This window comes from Sporosarcina sp. P37, assembly GCF_002109365.1.
Taxonomy (GTDB): Bacteria; Bacillota; Bacilli; order Bacillales_A; family Planococcaceae; genus Sporosarcina.
Genome location: NZ_CP015349.1, coordinates 1,121,143 through 1,143,232 on the forward strand (window position 1 = coordinate 1,121,143; position 22,090 = coordinate 1,143,232).

The following is a 22,090-nucleotide window of genomic DNA, read 5'->3' on the forward strand; positions in this document are numbered from 1 at the left end:
ATCGGACAGTTACAATTGTTCGCCAGATTATTCATTATAAATAACTTTTATGTGGGCAGACTATAAGTAAATAACTTTAGTTAGGAGTCATGAATATGAAAATGCAGGACGGGCAAAAAGGGAACAGCTATAAAGAACAGCAAATGAAACAGCAGCAACAGCAGCTGAAAGAAAATCAATCGCAGGCGGAACAGCAATTTGACACCAAAAAGAAAATGGCTTTACAGTCCATGCAGCAAGCTGTACAATCGCTTCAGCAAATGTCGTCTATGTCTGATCTGGCAACCTTGCAGCAAGCACAGCAACAGCTGCAGCAAGCGGTTCAGCAGTTAAATTATATGCAGGGAATCTCGATCACACAGTCCACGACTGCTGAACAGCAGCAAATAGAACAGGTGCAGCAGCAGATTGAGCAGGCGGCGCAGACACTTCAGCTCATCCAGTCCCTAAACAGCGGAAATCAAAGTTTTAAAAAAGGATAAAAAAACATCCGGGACTTTCATGTTGATGAAAGTCCCGGATGTTTTTTATTTGTGAAATGATTAGTTGATTCCATCAATGAATTCACTGCTTCTTTTATCTCCTGATATCCCGTACACCTGCAAATATTTGATTGCAGCCACTCTTCTGCAGCTTCCTCATCAGCATCAGGATGATTGTGTACTAATGCATGACAATTCACGATAAAACCAGGTGTACAAAATCCGCATTGAATCGCCCACTTATTAACAAATGCCTGTTGAACTGGCGAATGTAAAAGTCCTTCAATTGTCGTGATCGGCAAATCGACTGCCTCGACAGCCAATGACAGACAGGAATGGGTTGGTTCTCCGTTCACGAGCACCGTACACGCACCGCAATCCCCATTTTCACATGATCGTTTGGCACCAGTTAATCCAAGCTTTTCCCTTAACGTATATAGAAGTGTATCCGCATTCCGAACAACCGCTTCCTTTGTTTCCCCGTTTACATGTAAATGTATAAAAGACTTAGACGCTGCATTTTGTATGTTCATTCTCCCATCTCCATTTCTTCCATGACATCCAGCAACACATTTTTCAGCACAAACGCCCTGTACTCTCCAGAACCTTGAAGGTCATCCACGATATCGGATGGAAGATGCGCCATCGCCGTTTCAATTCTTTTTGACACCGGGAGTGACGAATCATTTAATACGTTTTCCATTTCATCGGATCTAAAAGGATAATCACACACACCGCTAAATGCAACACGCAGCTGGCCGTCCTTAACAATCGCAGCCGCTGAAACGACCGGATAGCCAACTTTTGAAAATTTTGTTCTTTTAAGACTTACATACGGCAAGCTAGTATACGATGCGTCAATAATGACTTGAAGAAGTAACTCCCCTGAAGTAAGATTCATTTTCCTGTCAAATACAGATGTCAGCGAAACGATCTCCTCACTATTTCCCTTCGTTATTTTCACTTTCGCATCCGTAAGCAAAAGTGGCAAAACACTTTCCTTGTATATCAATTCGCTGTTTATATTTCCGCCGATTGTAATTTTATTTCGCGAGGTATGATCCGCGATTTGTCTGACGGTTGCACCAAGGAGCGGAAACAGCTTTGAATCTGTAATTTTATTTAATGAAACTGCCGCTCCAATGACCAACTCATCGTCCCGTTTCTCCAACACATTACATTCCGGAATCCCTTTACTGTCAATTACTGCATCCGCATGGATCTTATTCACACGCGCAAAGGTTATGAATTCAGTGCCGCCAGAAATTATTACAGCCTGCTGACCTTGCTTATGCACTTCGTTATATGTCTTCACCGTGTCTGCAACGGAGGATGGTTTAAAATACTGGAAATCAAATGAAATCATTTTGTCCCCTCCTTCTTAGTGTGCCAAATGGATTCGGGTGTGAGCGGCAATTCGTTTAATTGCACTCCTGCTGCAGCAGAAAGGCTATTTGCCAAACATGCAGGTGCTCCAATAACACCGTATTCCCCGATACCGCGGGCGCCGAAAGGACCATCTATTGCAGGAGTTTCGATAAAATCAATGTGATATTCAGCCGGCTGCTCCCCGTAACGCAGCATCGGATAATTTCGGAAATCCGAATTTTGAACAACACCGTTGTCATCAAACACAAACTTTTCACTCGTCGCGTAACTTAAGCCCATATACATGCCGCCGCGCATTTGTTGTGCCGCCGTCATCGGGTTAATGATGGTTCCCCCGTCGAGAACCGTGACACCTTTTACAATAGAATAGGTGAGATCTTTTGTGTTCAATTCAATTTCCACAGCCTGTACACCAACCGACCACCAGGGCCCGGGCTTTCCAAAACCCGTTTGCTGATCCATCGGTGTTAAATGCCGCTGTATATGTTTTCCGATTCCTACAATTTGACCTTCAATGGAATGTCCGCTCGGATACGTATACCCTAAAGAAATATCCTTAATATCCACACCCAGCGTTGGATCGGGTTTTAAGTAAACTCTCCCGCCGCCTACATCTAAATCATCTGGAGCACATTGAAGCACAACTGCAGCTGTTTTTTTCAGCTGGGCAATTGCATGATCGGCGGCATACACAACAGCGCGTCCTGCCAGAAAAGTTGAACTGCTCGCGACTGTTCTCCATTGATGCGGATCATATTGTGTATTCACTTCCATTGTGACGTGAATTTTATCCATATCCATTTTTAGCTTTTCCGCAAGAATTTGGCCAAGAATCGTTTTTGTTCCCTGTCCCAGCTCTATAGCAGCACAATTTAAATTCACACTGCCGTCTGCTTCAAAAATGATTATAGCGCCCGCCTGTGCATTTGTTGCTGTTGTAGACGTCTTCCAAAAGGCGCTGATTCCTTTCGTGCGCACTAAATCTTTACCACTTTCAACTTTTCGGCTTTCATCCCATTGAATCAGCTCTTTTGCACGGTTCATACATTTTTCCAAATCCCCTATATTATTTGCCGTTAATACCGTTTGTGTCGGCGTTGTATCTCCTGGTTTTATGCCATTTATCATACCAAACTGAAGCGGGTCCATATTCAATTTCTCAGCCAGCTGATCCATTGTCCGCTCTACTGCAAAAGTCAGTTCCGGATGTCCATATCCCCTGAATGAAGTGGCAAAAGGATGATTCGTATACATGCAATACGAATCACACCATACATTTGGTATGTTATACGGCCCTGTACAATCGAGCGCCGCCGCCCGCGTGATTCCTGCGGCTTGATCTGAATAGGCCCCTGAATCGATTAGGTACGTATATTTCCCTGCAAGTAATTTTCCTTCTTTTGTCACGCCAAGCTGTACGGTTGCATCAAAGCCAATACGGCAAGGCGCCGTTGTCATATCTTCTTCCCGGTCAAATTCCAACTTTACTAACTTTCCGCCGACTGCCTTTGATGCTAAATAGGCCAGCGGTTCCAGCTGAACTGTGCCCTTCCCGCCAAATGCACCCCCAACCATCGGGATATGCACGAGGATATTCCCTACATCAACATTGAAAAATTGATTCAGCACTTTTTTGATGGTAAATGGCGACTGACTGCAAGTATGGACGATGACTTTACCCGCCGGATTAATTTCAACCCTTGTGCTTCTTGTCTCCATTGCAGCGTGATCCGAAAGATTAAACGAATAAGTCTTTGTTATCGTTTCCTCACTTTTCGCCCACGCCTCGTCAAAATCTCCTTTACGGATTTTAATATGGCTTCCAATATTTGTAGCTGCTTTCGGATAGACGTCACTTATTATTTTTGTGTATTGTTCGGCATTTTCATGTACAAGCGGGGCATCTTTTAGAAATGCTTGTTGAACAGAGTTCACAATAGGCAAAGGATCATATGCAACCTTCACTTTCTCGGTCGCCTGTTTTGCCTGATGTTCATGGTCTGCCACGACAATTGCTACAGGTTCGCCGTAATAGCGGACTTTTTCAAATGCCAGCGGCGGCCGGTCTGCTAAAATCGGTCCAATATGGTACGGAAACATTTCACCTGTAACAATCGCACGCACTCCGGGCATTTTCCATGCTTCCGCTGTATCTATAGAAATAATCTTGGCGTGAGCTTGTGTGCTTTTCACAAGTTTCGCGTGCATAAGGCCGGGAGCCGAATAATCCCCTACGTATCTGACTTTTCCAGCCGATTTCTCAATTGCGTCGATCCGCTGTTCAGGCTTTCCAACAGACGTCCATATTTTATTCGCCATACTGATCTCTCTCCTTTGCAACAGTTAACGCACAACGATAATTATTGTGTTTGCGTCGATCTCATGAGCTGAAGCGTCCATAATTTTTTCAAGTGTCATACTCGTTTTTTGTAATTCCGTTTGATCCGTCACCACAAAAACAGGGGCGCCGCCGCCTTTGATTGTTTCGGGTTTCACCGTGATGACTGCAGCTATTGTCGCTTGCTGATTCTCCAATTCACTCAACTCCCAATTATCCTGACTTCAAACATGCCTTCGCTTTAAGCCGCATATTTTTCCGTTTTATGAATTTCCTTTATCCGCTTCCTTAGGCATCCGGATGGCACTGTCCAGAATTGGAACTTTATCCAAGACCGCCTTAATTTGATGAAATTCCTTTTCCCGCGGCAAGAAAAACAATGCGATTCGTCCGTCCGCCATGTCCCGTTTCGTAAGCGGAATTAAAGCAGGTTCGCCCGAGTCAAGATAACTCCCAAGAATAGTCGCCACGTGATGTAACATCGCCTGTCTCTGCCCTAGGAATGATAATGTAACAATGCTGTTTTGATTTTTCGGAATGACTATTGCGCCAACCGCTTGTTCGGTAATAATTTTCCTCGTATCCTCCAGCCCAACGTTTTTAATTAATATATCGCCAACAAAAAGTGTCGGTCCTTCAAAACGGACGGGGGCTTCTGTAACATCCGCAACGTCCTGCAAAAACTTACCTGACATATTGAACTTCACGATAATAAGCATGACTATTCCGCCAATAATCCCAACCCAGAATGAAAATACCGCACATAACGTAGTCACCAGTGCCGTGAACATCACTAAGTAATTTCGGCTTTCAAATGCTTGGGCCATCCCTTCAACGAAAGGGGCTCCCCGCTTGACAAGTTCAAAGGTGTCTATTTTCTCCAGCGACTCTCTTTCCATTTTTCTCACTTCCCGGAACTGGGTCGCTGCAAGTCCTAAAAATGTAACTGCCGTCCAGTCAGACTCCAGAACGGCCGGGGTCGCTACAGCACCGATGAATGCGGCGATAAAGCCAAAAGAAAGATGAATAATTCTTCCTGTCGGGTAGGTGGGATATTGCCGGAAATCAGTACGCAGCAAAAGCATTCGCGCGAACACCCCAAAAACTACACCGACTACGACTGGAAGTAAATACGTACTCACATGTAACACCCCCAATTAAAATATAGTTCTGTCGTATTCTAACCAAAAACAAGACAAACTATAATGTGGGGATGAATTTAAAGAAAATGAATACCAAGGTAACGTAAAGGAAACAGTGAATGGAAAGAAGGAAGGTGTGAAAATGCAGTCTATTCAACAAATGATTCAAACTGTCTTGGATGATACCCGGCCAACCGTACTTGCAATGATAGTTAAGGTGGAAGGATCCTCCTATCGGAAGGAAGGTTCATGGATGCTTCTTCAAGAGAATAACGTGCGGATCGGAATGATTAGCGGCGGTTGTTTGGAAAATGATTTACATAACCGGGCGGCCCAACTATTCAACACAGGCAAAGCAGAAACGGTTCGATATGATTTAAGCGCGGAAGATGATCTCGGGTGGGGGCGCGGTGCAGGATGCAATGGTATTATCACAATCCTAATGCGTGATATTGACAGTGATTTCCGGCGGATCCTGCATATTGCACATGTGCAGGTACTGGCTAAAGAACCTGTATATTTCCTCCAGTCATTGACAGACTTCAGCCGCTATGGGTGTACTGCGTTAAATGGATCTCAGTATGGAAAAATACAATTAAAACTCCCTTTTAACCTAAATACAATGGCCCCGTTTCAGGAAGCAGCCAAACAGACCACTATTGGCGAAGAAATAGTGTATTTCCAGCTTATTTGGCCGCGGCCTGTTCTTTACATAATCGGGGCCGGCGCGGATGCCAGGCCGCTTGCACGACTTTCCGGGAGTGCCGGCTATGAAGTGCACCTCCTCGATTGGCGGAGCGGTGTCTGTAATGAAGTGCACTTTCCAACGGCAGCATCGATTCAAATTGGCGATGTCGCAAAATTAATTTCAAATGTAAAATTCAGTCCGTTGGATTCAGTCGTGCTCATGACACATGATTTTCAGATCGATGTTGAAATCGGACGACATTTACTCGGACAGAAATTGCTGTACTTCGGAATTTTAGGGTCAAAAAACAGGACAGAACGCATCTTTGACGGGGAACTTCCAAGTAGTGTTCATTCACCGGCAGGAGTGTCTATCGGTGCAGATGGACCTGAAGAAATCGCCGTCAGCATCATGGCGGAACTAATTGCCGTCAGAAGGGGGAAATCACTATGAAAATCGCAGGCATTTATCTTGCCGCCGGAAGCAGCAGCCGAATGGGAACACACAAATTGGCACTTCCCGTTGGCACCAGGTCTCTCGGGAGCTTGGCGCTGGAAACTGCATTAGATTCACCGCTTGATGAAATTTACGTCATCACAAGACATACAGATAATGCAGAATGGATCCCTCCGCATATGAAACAACACGCTAAATGCACAATTATTACATGTCCCGCTTCTTGTGAAGGGCAGTCTGAATCCTTGCGATGCGGCATTCAGCAAGCACAGAATCATCATGCGGATGCAGTGCTTGTCATGCTGGCGGATCAGCCTTTTATAACGGTTCACATGCTTTCTGAAATGATCATATGCATGAAAAACAACCCCGGCTGCAAATTCGTGGCTACTTCATTTGACCAGTCAATTACGCCTCCTGTTTTACTTTCTTCCTCTATGTATCCTGACCTATTAAAGGTACGAGGAGATAAAGGAGCACGTTCGATTTTGCACGGGGACTTTCTAAACCAGGGGAAGCTTTTACCGTGTAACGACAAGAGACTAGTATTTGATGTTGATACGATAGAAGATTACAAAACATTGTAAACCATTGAATGAAAGAATTAGCGGTAAAGCTCTGACATGTTATAAAAATCGTATAAAAATCTGCCCGCCTGATAGTTCATCTGTTTATTTTCCAATTTAAAAGCAGCGCGATTCTCATCGCACTGCTCTAAACAATTCATACCGTATGGAAATTTGTTCCGTCTGTCGTTTCTCCTACAAATCCCGCGCGAATCACAAAGTCCCCAAAGCGTTCGCCATCATTCCGTTCTTTTGCATAGCGCTTCAATATTGGTCCCAGCTCATCCAAAATTTCTTTCTCCCCAATATTTTCGCGATAAATTTTGCTTAGTCGCTGGCCGGCAAAGCCGCCGCCTAAATACATATTATACTTGCCCGGTCCTTTTCCGATAAAGCCAAGTTCTGCAATTGCCGGACGTGCACAGCCATTCGGGCAGCCCGTCATACGAGTCACAATTTCTTCATCACCTAATCCTGCTTCATCCATCAAACCTTCGATTTGGGTAATCAATGAAGGCAAATATCGCTCTGCTTCCGCCATCGCCAGACCGCAAGTCGGCAATGCCACACACGCCATGGAGCTCCTGCGCAATGCAGATTGTTCGACGGGTGATTCAAGATTATACTTCGCAATAATTTCCTCGATATTCTTTTTATTTGCATCCGCTACATCACCGAGCACAAGATTCTGATTTGGACTCAGACGGAAATCACCTGTGTGGATTTCGGCAATTTCGCGAAGCGCCGTCATTAATTTATAATTCTCTGTATCGCGTACACGTCCGTTTTCAATAAAGAATGTATAGTTCCAGCGATCATTTGCTGCTGCTGCCCATCCATAACGATCGCCATTATGATCGAAGCGGTAAGGCCGTAATGCTTCCAGCTCCCGGCCAAGACGGCTGTGCAGTTCTTCTTTCAGCCAATCCAGTCCGCGTGAATCGATGGTGTACTTGAATCGTGCATATTTCCTTACTGAACGATTTCCATTATCACGCTGAATCATCATCAAGTGCTTGGCAACTTCCACCACCTGATCGGCAGGAACAAAACCTATTAGCCGTCCCAGTTGCGGATACGTTTGCTCATCGCCGTGAGTCATTCCCATTCCGCCGCCTACTGCCACATTAAAGCCGATCAGCTTACCCTCTTCTGCAATCGCAATCAAACCGACATCTTGAGAGAATACATCGACATCATTCATTGGCGGCACAGCAATGCCTATTTTGAATTTTCTTGGGAGATACGTAGCACCGTAGACCGGCTCTACTTCTTCCCCTGTCGTATCCACAATTTTTTCTTCATCCAGCCAAATTTCATGATAAGCGGTCGTCTGCGGCAATAAATCCTGGCTCAGGCGCTTTGCCCACTCATATACTTCAGCATGAATTGGAGACTCATTGGGATTCGGACTGCACATTACGTTACGGTTTACATCACCGCAGGCAGCGATGGAATCCAGCAATGCCTCATTCATTTCCTGGATATTCTTTTTCATGTTCCACTTTAATATCCCATGCATCTGAAATGCTTGACGCGTCGTTAATTTCAACGTGCCATTGCCGTATTTATGCGCCAGCTCATCCATCACCAGCCATTGCTTCGGCGTTGCAAAACCTGCAGGTGTCCGCACACGAATCATGAACTGATAGGCAGGCTCCAGCTTTTGACGCTGACGTTCGGTCCGCAGATCACGGTCATCCTGCAAATAGCTCCCATGGAATTTCATCAGGCGGTTGTCATCACCCGGAATCCCTGCACTGATGGAGTCGTTCATTGTTTCAATCAGACTTCCGCGCAGGTAATCACTTTCAATTTTAATTTCTTCTACATCACTTGGTGGCCCATCCTGTATGTGTACAGGTTTTGTTGTTGAAGACATGTTACCAATCCCCCTCGAATTAATTAATAAACATCCCGCTGATAACGTTTCTCCTGAATTAATTGTGTCAGGAATTCTTCGGCTTCTTCCTGCGTCTTGCCGCCTTCCTGCTGAAGGATTTCGAGCAGTGTCGCATGGACATCTTTAGCCATATTCTTCTCATCACCGCATATATAAATGACTGCGCCATCTTCAATCCATTGATACAGCTCTTGACTCGCCTGTTTCATTTTGTGCTGTACATATATTTTTTCATCTGTATCACGCGAAAAAGCGACATCCAGACGAGTTAACGAGCCATCCTTCACATAGTTTTGCCATTCAGTCTGATAATAGAAATCTGTCACATAATGCTGATCGCCAAAGAATAACCAAGACTTTCCTTGTGCCCCCGTCTCATTCCGTTCTTCAATGAATGAACGGAAAGGCGCAATCCCCGTACCCGGCCCGATCATAATAATCGGAGTTTCAGGATTCGCAGGCAAACGGAAGTTATCATTTTTGTGTATATAGATTGGTAACGTATCACCCGGCTTAAGGTTTTCCGCACATTGGCTCGAGCATACGCCATGCCGGTCACGGCCGTGCGCTTCATATCGCACAACCCCGATTGTTACATGCACTTCTTCCGGATTCGCTTCCAGGCTGCTGGCAATCGAATATAATCTGGCAGGCAATTTACGAAGAAGCCCAACCAACTGCTGCTCAGCAGCCGAAACCGGTCCGAAGTCCTTCAAGGCATCGAGCAAATCGCGTCCGTCAATATATGCGCGCAGTTCATCCGCTCGTTCTTTATCAAGTAATTGCGTTAACTTTTCTGATTCAGTATAATTTGACAGCTTTTCAAGCAACGGCTTTGTTAATACCGTCACTTCAAAATGATTCAATAACGCAATACGAAATGCACGGCGCTCGCCTTGTGTATTGACCTCAACAGTTTCTTCTGCATTCCAGCCGCCAACTTCGATAATCTCATCGATTAAGTCGGAATTATTTACAGGAAAAATCCCTACACTATCCCCCGGTTCATACGTTAGGCCTGAGCCCTCTAAGGAAATCTCCAAGTGACGTGTTTCTTTATTCGACCCGCGGCCGTTCAGATTTATGTTCTCCAGCACTTCTGCTCTAAACGGATTCGTGCGTGAATATTGCGCGGAAGATACGGGCTCTGCGGCCATAGCTGCAGCTGCGGATTGACCGCCAGTGTTGATTTCCAGGGAAACTTCTACTGCCGCCAGCCACTGTGCTGCGGGTTCATCATAATCTAAGTCACAATCTACACGCGGCGCCAATTGAACGGCCCCCAACTCTGTAAGTCTCTGATCGAAATCGGCGCCTGTTTTACAGAAAAATTCATAGGAGCTGTCACCCAGTGCCAATACCGAATAATGAAGATGATCCAGTTTCGGCGCACGGCGTCCATGCAGGAATTCGTAAAATGGCAGGGCTGTGTCTGGCGGATCCCCTTCCCCATGCGTACTCACAACAAGTAACAGGTTCTCAATTTTTTTTAATGCATTCGGTTTAAAATCACTCATTGACTGAATTGTCACATCAAAAGATTGTTCTTTTAATTTAGCTGCTGCCTGTTCTGCAATTCCCTGTCCATTGCCCGTCTGTGAACCGTACAGAATGGTTATTTCCTTCACAGCAGCCGGAACTTCAATCGTCGGGCGTTCCAGAACCGCCACTCCGCCTGACGGCATTGCAGCTGAACTGGCAGCTGTTAAATAACCGCTCAGCCAGCTTTGCTGTGATTCTGTAATACTTGGCAACAGACGATTGAGCAATTCCACTTGTTCTTCACTAAAAGGACTGTTCGTTACTTGTAACCCCATATTCATCACCCTCGCAACCTCTTATTATATTTTCGTCATCACGCATCGTTCAAAAAATCCGACTAGACTGACAACTATTTTTACAATGTGTTCATTGTATTACGATTATTCCTATTAGTCAAGTAGGCATTTAAAGTTTAAAGAACGTGAAAAGATCATTGAATCAGCAGCTTTGGGATGCGGCTTCGCGCCTCGCCAGAACGCATTCCATAGGGTATGCAATAGTCACCCCTTCTGCGCGTTAATCCTATAAGTTTAGTAGGTGATATTTTTTTGAATTGAATAAAACGTTCATTGTCATTTTGTTTTCTATGCAGCACAAAAAAGATGTCCCTCCGAAGCGCTGCCGCTTCCAGGACACCTTTTAATCAATTGGTAAGTTGTGTTTTCGTACGATTGTCAGCCTTTCGGATCCAGGCTGCCGCTGCAATGATCACAAGTAAGCCAAGCTGCGCCATGATGGTTTCATTGGTTGGATAGAAACCGATAAAGTCGATGATCGGCAATCGCGGCTGGACAGTTGTATCAATGACGTTGTTCAGCTGCAAAGTATGCAGACTGACGCCAAGAATTTTGAATGCGAGTACATATATTAATATCGTCGCCACTGCGAAGAAGCGATGGATTGGAATGCGATGGCTCAGTTTCATGAAAGCGAATGCCACAATAGCCAATATGGCGACTGCAAGCAAAATACCTGCAACAAATTCTATTGTGGACATCTTAGGTGCGATGCCCGCATAGAACACAAGCGTTTCCGCACCTTCCCTGAATACTGACAGAAAACTGACCGATGCCATGGCCAGAACACTGCCCTTTGAAATCGCTTGGCCCATTTGCCTGGAAATATAGCGATTCCAAGACACGACATTGGATTTTTGATGCATCCATGTGCCGACACCGATCATTAATGCCGCCGCGACAAGTCCGATGTAACCTTCCATCAGCTCCCGGTCATTGCCGATCGTGACGGACTGTAAAACTGTAGACATCATGACAGCCGCCAAAATACTCAATGTAATACCGGCAGCAGCACCTATATATACCCATTTCCGCATAGCCTGCTGGTTGGCGTTCGTCAAAAATGACAATAGCGCCATGATAATCAGTAACGCTTCAAGACCTTCACTCAATAAAATCAGTGCGGAGTCCCAAAAGCTGAAATTATCATTCGTTTGCAGCAGCGCGATTTGCTGTTTAAAATCCTGCAACTGACGATCTGCCGCCTGAACATCGTAGTCTTTGTTGGATAGTTGGCCAATGATTAATGGCAATGTATTTTCAAGCTGTGTATATAGAGCGGCATTCTTCGTACGTACTTCTCCTTCTACATTCGGCCAAATTTGAATAAATTCGCGCAAAGAATCTTTCGCTTCCTCAAACTGTCCGTTTTGCAGAGATTCAGAGCTTTGATCGAGCAAGGCTGTTAATGTCGCAAGTGAATAGTCTTCCGCAGCCGCCTCTTTCAACGTCCCATTGACAAACTGACCGACAGTTGCTGCTAAGTCGTCATACTGTGATTGAAGCACTTCTAGATCAGGCTGTTCTTCCGCCAGGGTGATTCTGATGAACGCCATACTCGTCTCAATCGCGCCATATGCAGATATATTCTGCTCCCGAACCGCACGCTCATTGCGTGTCCACGCAGAAATAAATTGTTGATTTGCTTGCTCAATTTCTTCCAGTGCCCCCGAGCCGATTGCCTGCTGTAAAACGGTAAGCGCCGGCTCCATCGCTTTGCCAAATTTCTCGCGCTCGGCTGGCTCATCCACTGGGTTTTCTGATTTTTCAAGTTCATGCAGAGCTTTGGATAATGAACTTAATAACGCGCCGCGTGATGCTGAATCAGCTTGTAAAGCTTCCTGTAACGTTTTGTCGATTTCTTTTGTGAACTTGGAACTCTCCAGTTTCTGCTGCTGCCAAACCATTTCAAATTCTTGCAGGGAGGCTAAGGCTTCTTTATCGTTTTCCTTTTTCGTCTGCATTATGGAATCACTGATAGAAATATACAGATCACTGTAATTGATTTCTGTTTCCGCGAATGCCGGGCGGATCGGCAATAACGCTATGATCATGAATACCGCCAACCATTTATATAATCGAGAAGAGTGAGTCACCGATAAAGCCCCCCTTTTGTACCCCAGGGAAGCAGGCAAATAACGCACTGCCGCGATGAGTAATGTATTCATTTAATTTATCTTCCCGCCCAAAACTGTTTTGAATGGCGATAAATTGTTCAGGCCGTTTCTGGAAGGATACGAACAGTAATCCTGCGTCGAATGTGCCAGTTGAATCCACCACACCCGAACTGTAAGAGAACGAACGGCGAAGGATTTTCTGTTTCGCCTTCTTCGCTAATCGGACATGGGAAGCGTCGGGCAATACATAGTTGCCATTTGCATCTTTCTCGTTCAGATCCACCTCGTCCATTTCATTCTTCTTTCCCAAAGGAGCGCCTGTGTCACGATGGCGCCCAAATGTTGCTTCCTGTTCCTGAAGTGCGGTGCGGTCCCACGTTTCTAAATGCATCTGAATTCTTCGGACCGCCATATACGTTCCGTTGGTCATCCAGCCCTTTGATTCACCTGCGCCGATCCAGGCAACTTCATTCATCTCTGCTTCTTTAGCGCCATCCGGATTTACAGTGCCGTCTTTAAAAGCGAATAAGTTCCGCGGTGTTTCTTTCTTCTTGCCTTTCATCGGATAGGAATTGAAGCCTGCCTGCGTCCACTTTAATGTCACTTTACCGGAAGCCGCCCGCACTAAGTTCCGTACCGCATGAAATGCAACTTGCGGATCGTCCGCACATGCTTGAATGAAGATGTCCCCTCCTGTGTAGGCAGGGTCGAGCTGATCTTTAGGAAAATGCGGCAAGTCCTTTAATTCAGCGGGGCGCTTTGCAGCTAACCCTAATGACTCTTTTTCAAACAGCGACGGACCAACTCCGAACGTCAGCGTCAGGTTGAAAGCATCAAGCCCCGCCGCTTCACCTGTATCTTTTGCAGGAATCAGCCCATTGGCAGAAGGGTCGGCAATCTGCTCTCCGTTCATCATACGCACAGTCAAAGGTGTCCACATTTTAAATAAATCCATCAATTCCTTCTGTGAGTTTACCAGTGCATTTAACGAAGCGAAATACACATAGCTCTGACATTCAGTCGCAATTCCTGATTGATGTTTACCATAGAAGTTGACTTTATTTTTCGTGCGCGGATTATCCTCTTCCACTGCCATTCCAAATACATTCAGCATACTTCCGAGACCCGACGCTCCAATTACGACGCCTGCAGCACCGGCTCCCGTGTACTTTAGCATTTGACGGCGTGAGATTTTCTTTTCATAGAATTTTTCTTCGGTTCGATCCGTCATATTATCACTCCGTTACGATGCCCATCATACTTAATGGCTCACCCAGTTGATTGACTGCTTCCGACAATGCTTTAGTATCTTCTTTTGTCAGCTCTTCATATGATACATAACCGCCATCCCCATCTTCATAGTCAGCGAGCAGCGCATTAATTGTTTCGAATTTTGTCTGCAGTTCTTCTGTCAGCTGCTGATCTTTCGCAGTCATTTTTTCTTTCAGGATTTCATAAATTTTCTCTGCGCCTTCGATATTTGCTTTAAAGTCATACAGATCCGTGTGGGAATAAATTTCTTCTTCCCCGCTAATTTTAGAAGTGGAAACTTCATTCAATAAATCGACGGCTCCTGTGATCATAAGGTCTGGAGAAACTTCAACCGTTTCCACACGTGCGCGCAGTTCTTTCGCGTCTTTCAGCAACTGATCTGCAACGGTCGCATAACCTTCTGTCGTGATTTCCGCCCATAATCCATATTCAATTTTGTGATAGCCCGACCACTCTTCTTCACCCTGTCCCTCTTCTTGCACATCTGCAAGACGTGCATCGATTCTTGGATCCAAGTCGCCGAAGCTTTCTGCAATTGGTTCCGATCTTTCAAAATACATTCTGGCAAGCGGATAGATTTTCTTTGCCTCTTCGATGTCGCCTGCTTTGACGGCTGTCACGAATTTCTCTGTACCTATAACAAATTCATCCATCTGTTCAAGCGCAAACTGTTTATAGGCTTCTGTTTCTGCCGTTAAATCCACTGCTTCTGGCGTTGCTTGTTCATTTCCAGCAGGCTCTGCAGCTGTACCGCATCCCGTTAAAAGAATACCTGCCGTTAAAGTAAAAGCTGTAACTAGTTTTCGTTTCATTCTGCTTCCTTCTTCCTGCTTTGTAATTTCTTTTATCAATGATAATCGTTCTCATATAAATGTCAATAGGAAGTAAAAGGTGATATATGTATTTTTCTAGTATTAATTGTGTTTTTGAACTATTTACGAGATACTATATTTAACAATTTGTTTGGATGCAGGGCAGCCGTTTCTTTTCAGTAAGGTGTAACATCTCACGAGGTAATACGTCAGCTTAGTAACCAATATGAAGGGAGGGAATCAGTGTGAAAAGAAAAATTAATAGGAAAGAATATGATTTTCTTCGGCAGGAATTTTCTTTTCTTCAGCGGCAAGGCAAGATAGATGAAGCAGGTGCCAATGAAATGCTGGCATTATACGAACCTAAGGGCGGAGCCAATTTCATCCGTATCCTGCTGGTTTTCGGAGCTGTTTTAGTCGGGGTGGGCATTTTGAGCTTCATCGCCGGCAACTGGGCCGGCCTAACGCCATTCTTTAAATTCGGTTTAATCGTCGCCGGAATGCTCGTTTCGTACTTTGCCGGTTACAAGCTTGAAGATGACTATGAACGGACATCACGCAGCATGTATTATATCGGGGCCGCCATTTTTGGTGCAGGGATTTTCCTGATCGGTCAAAGTTTCCACTTGCAGCATACGGTTTACACGGATTTTCTGCTGTGGGCTGTCGGAATTCTGCCACTGGCCTACTATTTGAAGGATCAGCTGCTTGCTGTGTTTGCCGGTGCATTTTTAATTATATACAGCTTCAGCGCATTCTCCGCTTATGATCCAGGAAGTTTTGGTCCTTACTGGCTTGTGCTCTTGATTCCCGTATTATTTTGGATGAATGAAACGCGTTTTGACAGAAAAGGATCATTATTTGTTATGAATGTCTTACTGAGTACTTCCTTTATAGGGAATATACTGGAGCTATTCCATGCAGAGGAATGGATATCCGCAGCAGTTATTTTTGTTATAGGTGTCCTGCTCGCGGTATTCCCTATCAAACACTTTCATACAGAATCTGTCTGGACCGGCTCCGTCATTTTCGGCATCACCGGTATCATGCTGACATTCCCGTTCATATGGGATAATTTGCGATTTGGAGATTCAGCGCCTCATATATTTGCTGTTTTATTCGTTATCTTATTGATCTATCTCCTGCGAAAAGACAGCTTGCCGGCTATTTTGATTACCTGTGCGTTAATCTATCGGTACTACACAGATATAACATATGATTTCATGCCAAAATCATTATTCTTTATCATTGGCGGGCTGCTGTTAATCGGTTTTGGATTCTGGTTTGAAAAATCACGACGAGAGACGGTGAAGCGTCATGAAGAGTAAACGGAATCTATTTCTTGTTGCCTTAATCGTCCCCATTGTCATTCTTCTAGGAATGACCTGGAAGCCATTATTCACACTGAATACAGGTAAATCCATCGTACTCGAAACAGTGCCGGTTGATCCGCGGGATATATTATATGGCGATTATGTCAGTCTTCAATTCGCTATTGAGGAATTCACAAAAGAAGATCTCGATCCTTTGCTTATCGAGGAGTTCTCTAGGCACGATACCGGCAAACTTACAGTATATGCAGTTCTCGAGCAAGAAGAAGGAGATCTGTACGGGTTGAAGAAGGTCACTCATAAAAAGCCGGCCGATGGGTTATTCCTAAAGGGAGATATGTATTATTACGGCAATTCAGACGCGGATACAGATCAGACATATTTCGCAAACTTCCTCCCAGATCGCTTCTATGTATCGGAAAATACGGGAATGGAACTGGAGAAGCTTTCTCGGGAAGGCCAGTTGCTGGCGCTCTTAAAAGTGCGTGACGGTTTTGCCGTGCTGGAAGACATCAGGTCCAAATAATATTTCACTATACATCTCAACAGGCGTGTACCTGTTGAGGTGTTTTTATTTGCTTCAAACAATTGAAAGGTACAATAGCCATATCATCCTATCCTTAGGCATTTACTCACACTGTGATAATATTGTAACTATTTTTCAAGTTTATACCCTGTTCAAAACTACTATTTTTTATTATACTTTGAATAACTAACAAAAGGAGATGGAGCGCACTTTGAAGCCTGTTTCGAAATTAGCATCTAAAATTTTAGTCGCTGTCCTCTTTGTCACGGCAATTGCTGCAGGAGTCACTTGGAATTATTTACAGCCTTCTGGAAGTAAAGAGGTCTCTTTTGCCCAGATGGAAAAACTGATAGCAGAACAGTCAGGTGCTGGTGTCTTATTAAACGAATCGGCTGATGGGAAGCTTTCCATCACACTTGACAATACAACGTACAGCACGATGGTTCGACCGCAAAGTACATTAGTGGATGACTTAGTACAAAAATACAATGTATCTTATCAATATAAAGCAGCAAGTTCCGCTGGCGGATGGATTTTTGGCGGACTTGTATTAGCAGCCCTTCTCACTTTGTTCATTCTTCATAAAAAAGGAAAGCTAAATATTGGCGCAACCGGCATGAAACACCAGGCGTCCAAAGCAACTCCCCTTCCGGATATCACGATGGACGATATTGGCGGGATCCCAGAGGAAATGAAAGAAGAGATTTTGCAGACATTAGAAGTGTTTAAACATCCCGCTGCTGCAAAAGAGATGGGGATCGCTTTACCGCAAGGAATTCTGCTTTACGGTCCTCCAGGAACAGGAAAAACCTTACTGGCCCAGGCAATCGCAAAAGAAATAGGCGCCACTTTCTATTCTTCAAGCGGTGCAGCCTTTACTGAATTATTTGTTGGCGTAGGAGCCTCACGTGTTCGGACACTTTTCCAAAATGCGCGCAAACAAAAACCTGCCGTTATTTTTATTGATGAAGTGGATGCGCTGGCAGGGAAACGAAAAGAGCACGGCGGTGAAGAATCCGAAAAAACGTTAACGGAGCTGCTCGTTCAGCTAGACGGCGGAAATGATAATGAGGGTATTTTATTCATTGCGGCAACTAACCGGAAAGATATGCTTGACGACGCATTTTTACGCCCCGGACGAATCGATTTCACTTTCAATGTGCAGCTGCCGGATACAAAAGGACGCCGGGAAATCATCGATATCCATACGAACGGGAAAACATTGGCTCCTAATGTGGCAACTTCGCTTGATACACTCGCAGAGAGCACTTCTGGATTTTCGGGCGCAGAGATCAGCGGTCTGTTTGAAACAGCAAGCCGCCGGGCTATTCGTGAAGGCCGTAAATTAATCGAGAAGAAAGATCTGGACTTTGCAATTGACCGGACGATTCTCGGAAATACAGCACGGACATTGAATGACCAGGAAACTAAACGCCGGGTTGCTATTCATGAGGCGGGCCACGCGATCATTGCTGCGTTAACGAAGCCGGGTTCTGTCAGAAAAGCGACAATCATTCCAAGAGGCCAGGCACTCGGCTATGTTGCCCCTATCCAAAAGGAACTGCACTTGTCTACTGCCAGTGAACTGCTCGATCAAGTCAGCATGATCTTAGCAGGCGGTATTGCAGAGCGTTTGTATCTGGGTGAACACAGTATCGGGGTCGGCGGTGATGTCGAACAGGCGAAAGATATTTTGGAGCGTATGGTGAATACCGGATTATTCCAGGAAGGTTTCTCCTTAATCTTCAATAAAGCTGAAAAAGAAGAAAAAATGCAGATGCTCTTTAATCAAGCTGCGAAAAAGACTGAAACCTTAATTAAAGATCATGCCTTTCAATTCGAGGAGCTGGTCAACGCGCTTTATAAAGAAGAAACACTTGAAGGTGAAGAAGTACAGCGGATTGTGGAGTTAACGGCTCCAAAAGAAGCTGCAGTATATATGTAAGAATTAAAAACAGCAGTCCCGCATTCAGGGACCGCTGTTTTTTTCATGCGATGTTTTATATAAAGCAGGAGCTACCCTATCTGTTTGACGGGCAAAACGGATGATCTGGTTTCTGCTATCATCGGCCAGCCGTCTTTTATACGCAAAGAAATTAGCGGCTCTGGGACCGGTGCATGAGGACGAATAGTACGAAATGAAAACTTCTTGTAAAAAACCGTCAAAATCAGTGTTGCCTCAAGCATTGCAAAACGCGACCCGATACAACTGCGTGAACCGCCTCCAAACGGAAAATAACTGAACGGTGAATAGCGTTTGCCTGCAGCAAACCGTTCCGGATCAAAGGATTCAGGGTTCGAAAAAACCTCTTCATTGCGATGAATGGCGTACGGACAGATCATAAACGTACTGCCCTTTTTAAAAGATTTTCCAAACATTTCAAGTGGCTCTTTAAGCTCCCGGTAAATCAGCCAGGCTGGAGGATACAGCCGCAGCCCTTCTTCAATAATTTGCTGGGTATAAGGTAATTTACTCATCCAGTGGAACGGATTGCCTGCAAGCTCTGCCGTGGTCAATTCTTCCGACAAACGTTCCTCCACTTCCGGATGTGCAGCAATTTCTGCAAACAGCCAGCCTAATAAATTGGCGGTTGTTTCGTGTCCCGCAAGCAGCATAGTCATCATCTGGTCCCGTACCTCTTTATCAGATAACACGTTTCCTTCTTCATCTGTTACTTCCATCATCATACCGAGCAGTGTTCCGTCAAACCACTGCGGATGCTTTTTGGCTGCAGCCAGCACGTCGCCAATCATTGCCTCCAGTGTCGAAATAGCCTCCTTATGCCGCTGATTTGTTTTTGTCGGGAAAGCGGCAGGAATCATCACCGGACTGAACAGAATTTTGACGCTTTGCTCAATTGTTGCTGTGACCGCATCTGCAAGTTTTTTCTCTTCCGCCGATACATCTGCAGAAAACATTGTTCGTGTAATGATCGACAGCGTCAGACGCATCATTACATTATGTATATCGTACTCACGCTTTTCTTCAAGACGTGCAGCGGCTTTCTCAGCTTCATCCACGATGGCATAGGCATAGCTTTCCAATGCATCTTTGTAAAATGCAGGCTGAACATATTTTTTCTGCTTGTTATGCCGTTCGCCTTCTGTTGTCAGCAAACCTTCCCCCACCGTCCGCTGCAAAACCGTTGTTGTCCGCCCTTTAATAAATGATTGATCCTGACGTATTAATATTTCTCTTACAGCTTCGGGACTGTTGACGACAAAAGTCGGTGACATACCTGTTTTTAATGAAATAACGTCGCCAAGCGGCTGAACACGTGTAAAAAAACGAATAGGATCACGCACAAATTCCAAGTAATTCTGTATGCGCGATGTATCGATATCCTGTACCTTGACCATAAACTCTCCTCCAGACGTTGCAAACTTATACTTCTCCCCATCTTCCGTATGTCTGCAGATATTCTGGACACAATAATAAAAAGGAGGTGGGTCAATTGGCAAAAGACGTATTGTGCGAAGTCACAAACTGCCACTTTTGGGAATCAGGCAATCAATGCAGTGCTGAAGCAATCAAAGTGGTCACGAGAAAAGGCAAAAAGGCGAAAGACTCAGCCGAAACAGATTGTGGTACATTCCTTCCAAAAGGATGATCCGCCAAGCAGCAGCCATGCAATCATGCCTGGCTGCTTTTTATTGCAGTGCCGGGACGGCGCATGGCTTCCCAGTTAACGGCAATAACGCTAAGAATCGCGATCAATCCGCCAATCGCTGACAATCCGCTCGGCAGCTCCTGCAGCCATACCCAGGCTACTATAATCGCAATGACCGGCTCTATGTAGAGAAGACTGGAGACAGCACCCGCGTCAGCAAGTGACAGTGCAGTAGACCATGTAACATAAGCAATAGTCGCTGGGATGATCCCCATATAGACTGTCGACAATGTCGCCTCGAGCGTGGCTCCCTGGATTTCATTAAGTAATCCCGGTGTGAAATAGAGAAATGGCAATGTACCTGCCCAAGTGAAATATGCCGTCAGTTCAACCGGTGTGTAGCGTTTAAATAAAGGCTTTTGAAAGACAAAGAAAATAGAAGTTGAAATAACAGCAGCGATAATAAACCAGGCACCGGCTGAAACTTCAAGTGTTCCTTCTGCACTTCCGGCTGTTATCAGCGCGACTCCTGCTAAACCAATTGCCATACCGATCCACCCAAGTCTGCTGATGGTTTCATGTAAAAATAAAACCGCGATCAGCGAAGTGAAAATGGGGACAGTGGCGATGAACAGGCCGGCTGTGCCAGCTGATACTGTTTGCTCTCCGTACGTTAAGCCAAAATGATAAATACTGATGCCCGCGAATCCTAGCAGCAGTATTTTCCATAGATCTTGGCGTGCCGGGAAGCGAATTTTTGTCCCTGGCCACAGTGCATACAAAATGAATACGAATGAAGCAACCAGAAATCTTGTTAAGACTAAATGGCCCGGTGAATATCCCCCGAGCAAGCTTACCCGGATAGCCGCGAAACTTGATCCCCATGCGGTAACAGTGAATAATCCCAAATAAAATGCTTTCTTATTCATAACGGAACTTTCCTTGGCCAAAAATCAGGTCATGTGCATACGTCATTTCAACTTAAATGTGGCGGTACAAAAGGCAACTAACTCATCCCGTTCATTAAACAGTTTTCCTTCCACCAATGCGGTAGTTCGTGTTCTGTTGATGACAGATGCCTTTGTATAGACCGCTTCCTGAACGACCGGCTTCAAGAAATTCGTAGCCATCTGAATAGTTGCAATTTCATCCGTGCCAAGTGACCGGCAAAGCACGCCCATCGTCGTGTCCAAAATAGACATATATATTCCGCCGTGAATAGTGCCGCTTATATTATCAAAGTCTTCTCGATAAGGTAAATATAATTCCACATCGCCTTCTTCTAATTTTTGTATTTGTGTACCAATAAACTTCCAAAATGGACTTGACTCAAAATCCTGCCGTAATCTTTCCAGATAATCCACTTTCGTTTCATTCATTTCGTTACCTCCAGAAAATGTAGTTATGTATTCTATACCATATCGTAAAGCAGTTCAGATAATAATTCAAAGAATTCTAACTTTACAAGGGGTACTGCAACTTTTTTATTTTTTTCTGCAAAAAAGTATTTGTTTTTTATTCATTTTCCTTTATAATGAAGACAATTTCATAAGTTTTTTAATTTAGGAAGAGTAAACCTGTGAGCATCATGCCACCCAAATCACCTGTTATGTAATGGA

20 protein-coding genes are annotated in these 22,090 nt (G+C 44.8%); 7 read left to right on the forward strand and 13 right to left on the reverse strand.

Translation table 11 applies throughout. From position 1 onward, the window contains the following. Positions 1-95 precede the first annotated feature (95 nt). Positions 96-482: a hypothetical protein gene (locus tag SporoP37_RS05935; RefSeq protein ID WP_081242788.1), complete on the forward strand. Its 387-nt coding sequence runs from the start codon at positions 96-98 to the stop codon at positions 480-482. 17 nt (positions 483-499) lie between these two features. Here the strand turns inward: SporoP37_RS05935 and SporoP37_RS05940 are convergent, their stop codons facing one another. From SporoP37_RS05940 to SporoP37_RS05960, 5 genes are all read right to left on the reverse strand, one after another. Then, the gene (locus SporoP37_RS05940) at positions 500-1,015 is read right to left on the reverse strand and encodes a (2Fe-2S)-binding protein (protein WP_085430496.1); all 516 of its coding nucleotides are present in this window, start codon (positions 1,013-1,015) and stop codon (positions 500-502) included. Then, positions 1,012-1,848 (reverse strand): FAD binding domain-containing protein, encoded by an 837-nt coding sequence (locus SporoP37_RS05945; protein WP_085430497.1) that lies wholly within the window; start codon positions 1,846-1,848, stop codon positions 1,012-1,014. The genes SporoP37_RS05940 and SporoP37_RS05945 overlap by 4 nt, the downstream gene beginning before the upstream one ends. Next, entirely contained in the window at positions 1,845-4,190 is a 2,346-nt protein-coding gene (locus tag SporoP37_RS05950; protein WP_085430498.1) for a xanthine dehydrogenase family protein molybdopterin-binding subunit, read from the reverse strand. Before SporoP37_RS05950 ends, SporoP37_RS05945 begins: the two co-directional genes overlap by 4 nt. Before the next feature lie 24 nt (positions 4,191-4,214). Beyond that, entirely contained in the window at positions 4,215-4,406 is a 192-nt protein-coding gene (locus tag SporoP37_RS05955; RefSeq protein WP_081242792.1) for a capping complex subunit for YIEGIA, read from the reverse strand. A 66-nt stretch (positions 4,407-4,472) separates the two neighbouring features. Further along, complete coding sequence (locus SporoP37_RS05960) at positions 4,473-5,351, reverse strand: YIEGIA family protein (RefSeq protein WP_099662747.1); 879 nt, start codon at positions 5,349-5,351, stop codon at positions 4,473-4,475. Positions 5,352-5,511: 160 nt separating this feature from the next. On the opposite strand from SporoP37_RS05960, the gene SporoP37_RS05965 reads away from it, so the two are divergent. Beyond that, a complete protein-coding gene (locus SporoP37_RS05965) occupies positions 5,512-6,492 on the forward strand; it encodes an XdhC family protein (protein ID WP_198160054.1) in 981 nt (326 codons plus the stop codon). Continuing rightward, complete coding sequence (locus tag SporoP37_RS05970) at positions 6,489-7,082, forward strand: nucleotidyltransferase family protein (protein ID WP_085430500.1); 594 nt, start codon at positions 6,489-6,491, stop codon at positions 7,080-7,082. Before SporoP37_RS05965 ends, SporoP37_RS05970 begins: the two co-directional genes overlap by 4 nt. 136 nt (positions 7,083-7,218) lie before the next feature. On the opposite strand, the gene cysI is transcribed toward SporoP37_RS05970, so the two are convergent. The 5 genes from cysI to efeO form a co-directional block, all read right to left on the reverse strand. After that, positions 7,219-8,943 (reverse strand): assimilatory sulfite reductase (NADPH) hemoprotein subunit, encoded by a 1,725-nt coding sequence (gene cysI / locus SporoP37_RS05975; RefSeq protein ID WP_085430501.1) that lies wholly within the window; start codon positions 8,941-8,943, stop codon positions 7,219-7,221. 23 nt (positions 8,944-8,966) lie between these two features. After that, entirely contained in the window at positions 8,967-10,781 is a 1,815-nt protein-coding gene (locus SporoP37_RS05980) for an assimilatory sulfite reductase (NADPH) flavoprotein subunit (protein ID WP_085431693.1), read from the reverse strand. 368 nt (positions 10,782-11,149) lie between these two features. After that, entirely contained in the window at positions 11,150-12,970 is a 1,821-nt protein-coding gene (locus tag SporoP37_RS05985; RefSeq protein WP_232329818.1) for an FTR1 family iron permease, read from the reverse strand. Then, entirely contained in the window at positions 12,873-14,150 is a 1,278-nt protein-coding gene (efeB, locus tag SporoP37_RS05990; protein WP_085430502.1) for an iron uptake transporter deferrochelatase/peroxidase subunit, read from the reverse strand. Before efeB ends, SporoP37_RS05985 begins: the two co-directional genes overlap by 98 nt. Before the next feature lie 4 nt (positions 14,151-14,154). Continuing rightward, the gene (gene efeO, locus SporoP37_RS05995) at positions 14,155-15,003 is read right to left on the reverse strand and encodes an iron uptake system protein EfeO (protein WP_085431697.1); all 849 of its coding nucleotides are present in this window, start codon (positions 15,001-15,003) and stop codon (positions 14,155-14,157) included. Positions 15,004-15,248: 245 nt separating this feature from the next. Here efeO and SporoP37_RS06000 point away from each other — a divergent pair, with 245 nt between their 5' ends. From SporoP37_RS06000 to SporoP37_RS06010, 3 genes are all read left to right on the forward strand, one after another. Then, a complete protein-coding gene (locus tag SporoP37_RS06000) occupies positions 15,249-16,331 on the forward strand; it encodes a DUF2157 domain-containing protein (RefSeq protein WP_081242797.1) in 1,083 nt (360 codons plus the stop codon). Beyond that, on the forward strand, positions 16,321-16,860 hold the full coding sequence (locus SporoP37_RS06005; RefSeq protein ID WP_085430503.1) for a GDYXXLXY domain-containing protein: 540 nt from the start codon (positions 16,321-16,323) through the stop codon (positions 16,858-16,860). Before SporoP37_RS06000 ends, SporoP37_RS06005 begins: the two co-directional genes overlap by 11 nt. A gap of 211 nt (positions 16,861-17,071) precedes the next feature. After that, entirely contained in the window at positions 17,072-18,805 is a 1,734-nt protein-coding gene (locus tag SporoP37_RS06010; protein WP_081242799.1) for an AAA family ATPase, read from the forward strand. 71 nt (positions 18,806-18,876) lie between these two features. Here the strand turns inward: SporoP37_RS06010 and SporoP37_RS06015 are convergent, their stop codons facing one another. Continuing rightward, on the reverse strand, positions 18,877-20,220 hold the full coding sequence (locus SporoP37_RS06015; RefSeq protein WP_085430504.1) for a cytochrome P450: 1,344 nt from the start codon (positions 20,218-20,220) through the stop codon (positions 18,877-18,879). A gap of 95 nt (positions 20,221-20,315) precedes the next feature. Between SporoP37_RS06015 and SporoP37_RS06020 the strand changes: the two genes are divergently transcribed. Continuing rightward, complete coding sequence (locus SporoP37_RS06020; protein ID WP_081242802.1) at positions 20,316-20,471, forward strand: DUF1540 domain-containing protein; 156 nt, start codon at positions 20,316-20,318, stop codon at positions 20,469-20,471. A 23-nt stretch (positions 20,472-20,494) separates the two neighbouring features. On the opposite strand, the gene SporoP37_RS06025 is transcribed toward SporoP37_RS06020, so the two are convergent. Together SporoP37_RS06025 and SporoP37_RS06030 are read right to left on the reverse strand one after the other, a co-directional pair. Then, positions 20,495-21,400, reverse strand: coding sequence for a DMT family transporter (locus tag SporoP37_RS06025; protein WP_081242803.1), 906 nt, complete (start codon positions 21,398-21,400; stop codon positions 20,495-20,497). Positions 21,401-21,442: 42 nt separating this feature from the next. Continuing rightward, the gene (locus tag SporoP37_RS06030; protein ID WP_081242804.1) at positions 21,443-21,850 is read right to left on the reverse strand and encodes a PaaI family thioesterase; all 408 of its coding nucleotides are present in this window, start codon (positions 21,848-21,850) and stop codon (positions 21,443-21,445) included. Positions 21,851-22,090 lie beyond the last annotated feature (240 nt).

Bases quoted from the DNA above. Each gene is read 5' to 3' on its own strand.
- SporoP37_RS05935 (WP_081242788.1), top strand. From the start codon at position 96: ATGAAAATGCAGGACGGGCAAAAAGGGAACAGCTATAAAGAACAGCAA.
- SporoP37_RS05940 (WP_085430496.1), bottom strand. From the start codon at position 1,015: ATGAACATACAAAATGCAGCGTCTAAGTCTTTTATACATTTACATGTA.
- SporoP37_RS05945 (WP_085430497.1), bottom strand. From the start codon at position 1,848: ATGATTTCATTTGATTTCCAGTATTTTAAACCATCCTCCGTTGCAGAC.
- SporoP37_RS05950 (WP_085430498.1), bottom strand. From the start codon at position 4,190: ATGGCGAATAAAATATGGACGTCTGTTGGAAAGCCTGAACAGCGGATC.
- SporoP37_RS05965 (WP_198160054.1), top strand. From the start codon at position 5,512: ATGATTCAAACTGTCTTGGATGATACCCGGCCAACCGTACTTGCAATG.
- SporoP37_RS05970 (WP_085430500.1), top strand. From the start codon at position 6,489: ATGAAAATCGCAGGCATTTATCTTGCCGCCGGAAGCAGCAGCCGAATG.
- cysI (WP_085430501.1), bottom strand. From the start codon at position 8,943: ATGTCTTCAACAACAAAACCTGTACACATACAGGATGGGCCACCAAGT.
- SporoP37_RS05980 (WP_085431693.1), bottom strand. From the start codon at position 10,781: ATGGGGTTACAAGTAACGAACAGTCCTTTTAGTGAAGAACAAGTGGAA.
- SporoP37_RS05985 (WP_232329818.1), bottom strand. From the start codon at position 12,970: ATGAATACATTACTCATCGCGGCAGTGCGTTATTTGCCTGCTTCCCTG.
- efeB (WP_085430502.1), bottom strand. From the start codon at position 14,150: ATGACGGATCGAACCGAAGAAAAATTCTATGAAAAGAAAATCTCACGC.
- efeO (WP_085431697.1), bottom strand. From the start codon at position 15,003: ATGAAACGAAAACTAGTTACAGCTTTTACTTTAACGGCAGGTATTCTT.
- SporoP37_RS06005 (WP_085430503.1), top strand. From the start codon at position 16,321: ATGAAGAGTAAACGGAATCTATTTCTTGTTGCCTTAATCGTCCCCATT.
- SporoP37_RS06015 (WP_085430504.1), bottom strand. From the start codon at position 20,220: ATGGTCAAGGTACAGGATATCGATACATCGCGCATACAGAATTACTTG.
- SporoP37_RS06025 (WP_081242803.1), bottom strand. From the start codon at position 21,400: ATGAATAAGAAAGCATTTTATTTGGGATTATTCACTGTTACCGCATGG.
- SporoP37_RS06030 (WP_081242804.1), bottom strand. From the start codon at position 21,850: ATGAATGAAACGAAAGTGGATTATCTGGAAAGATTACGGCAGGATTTT.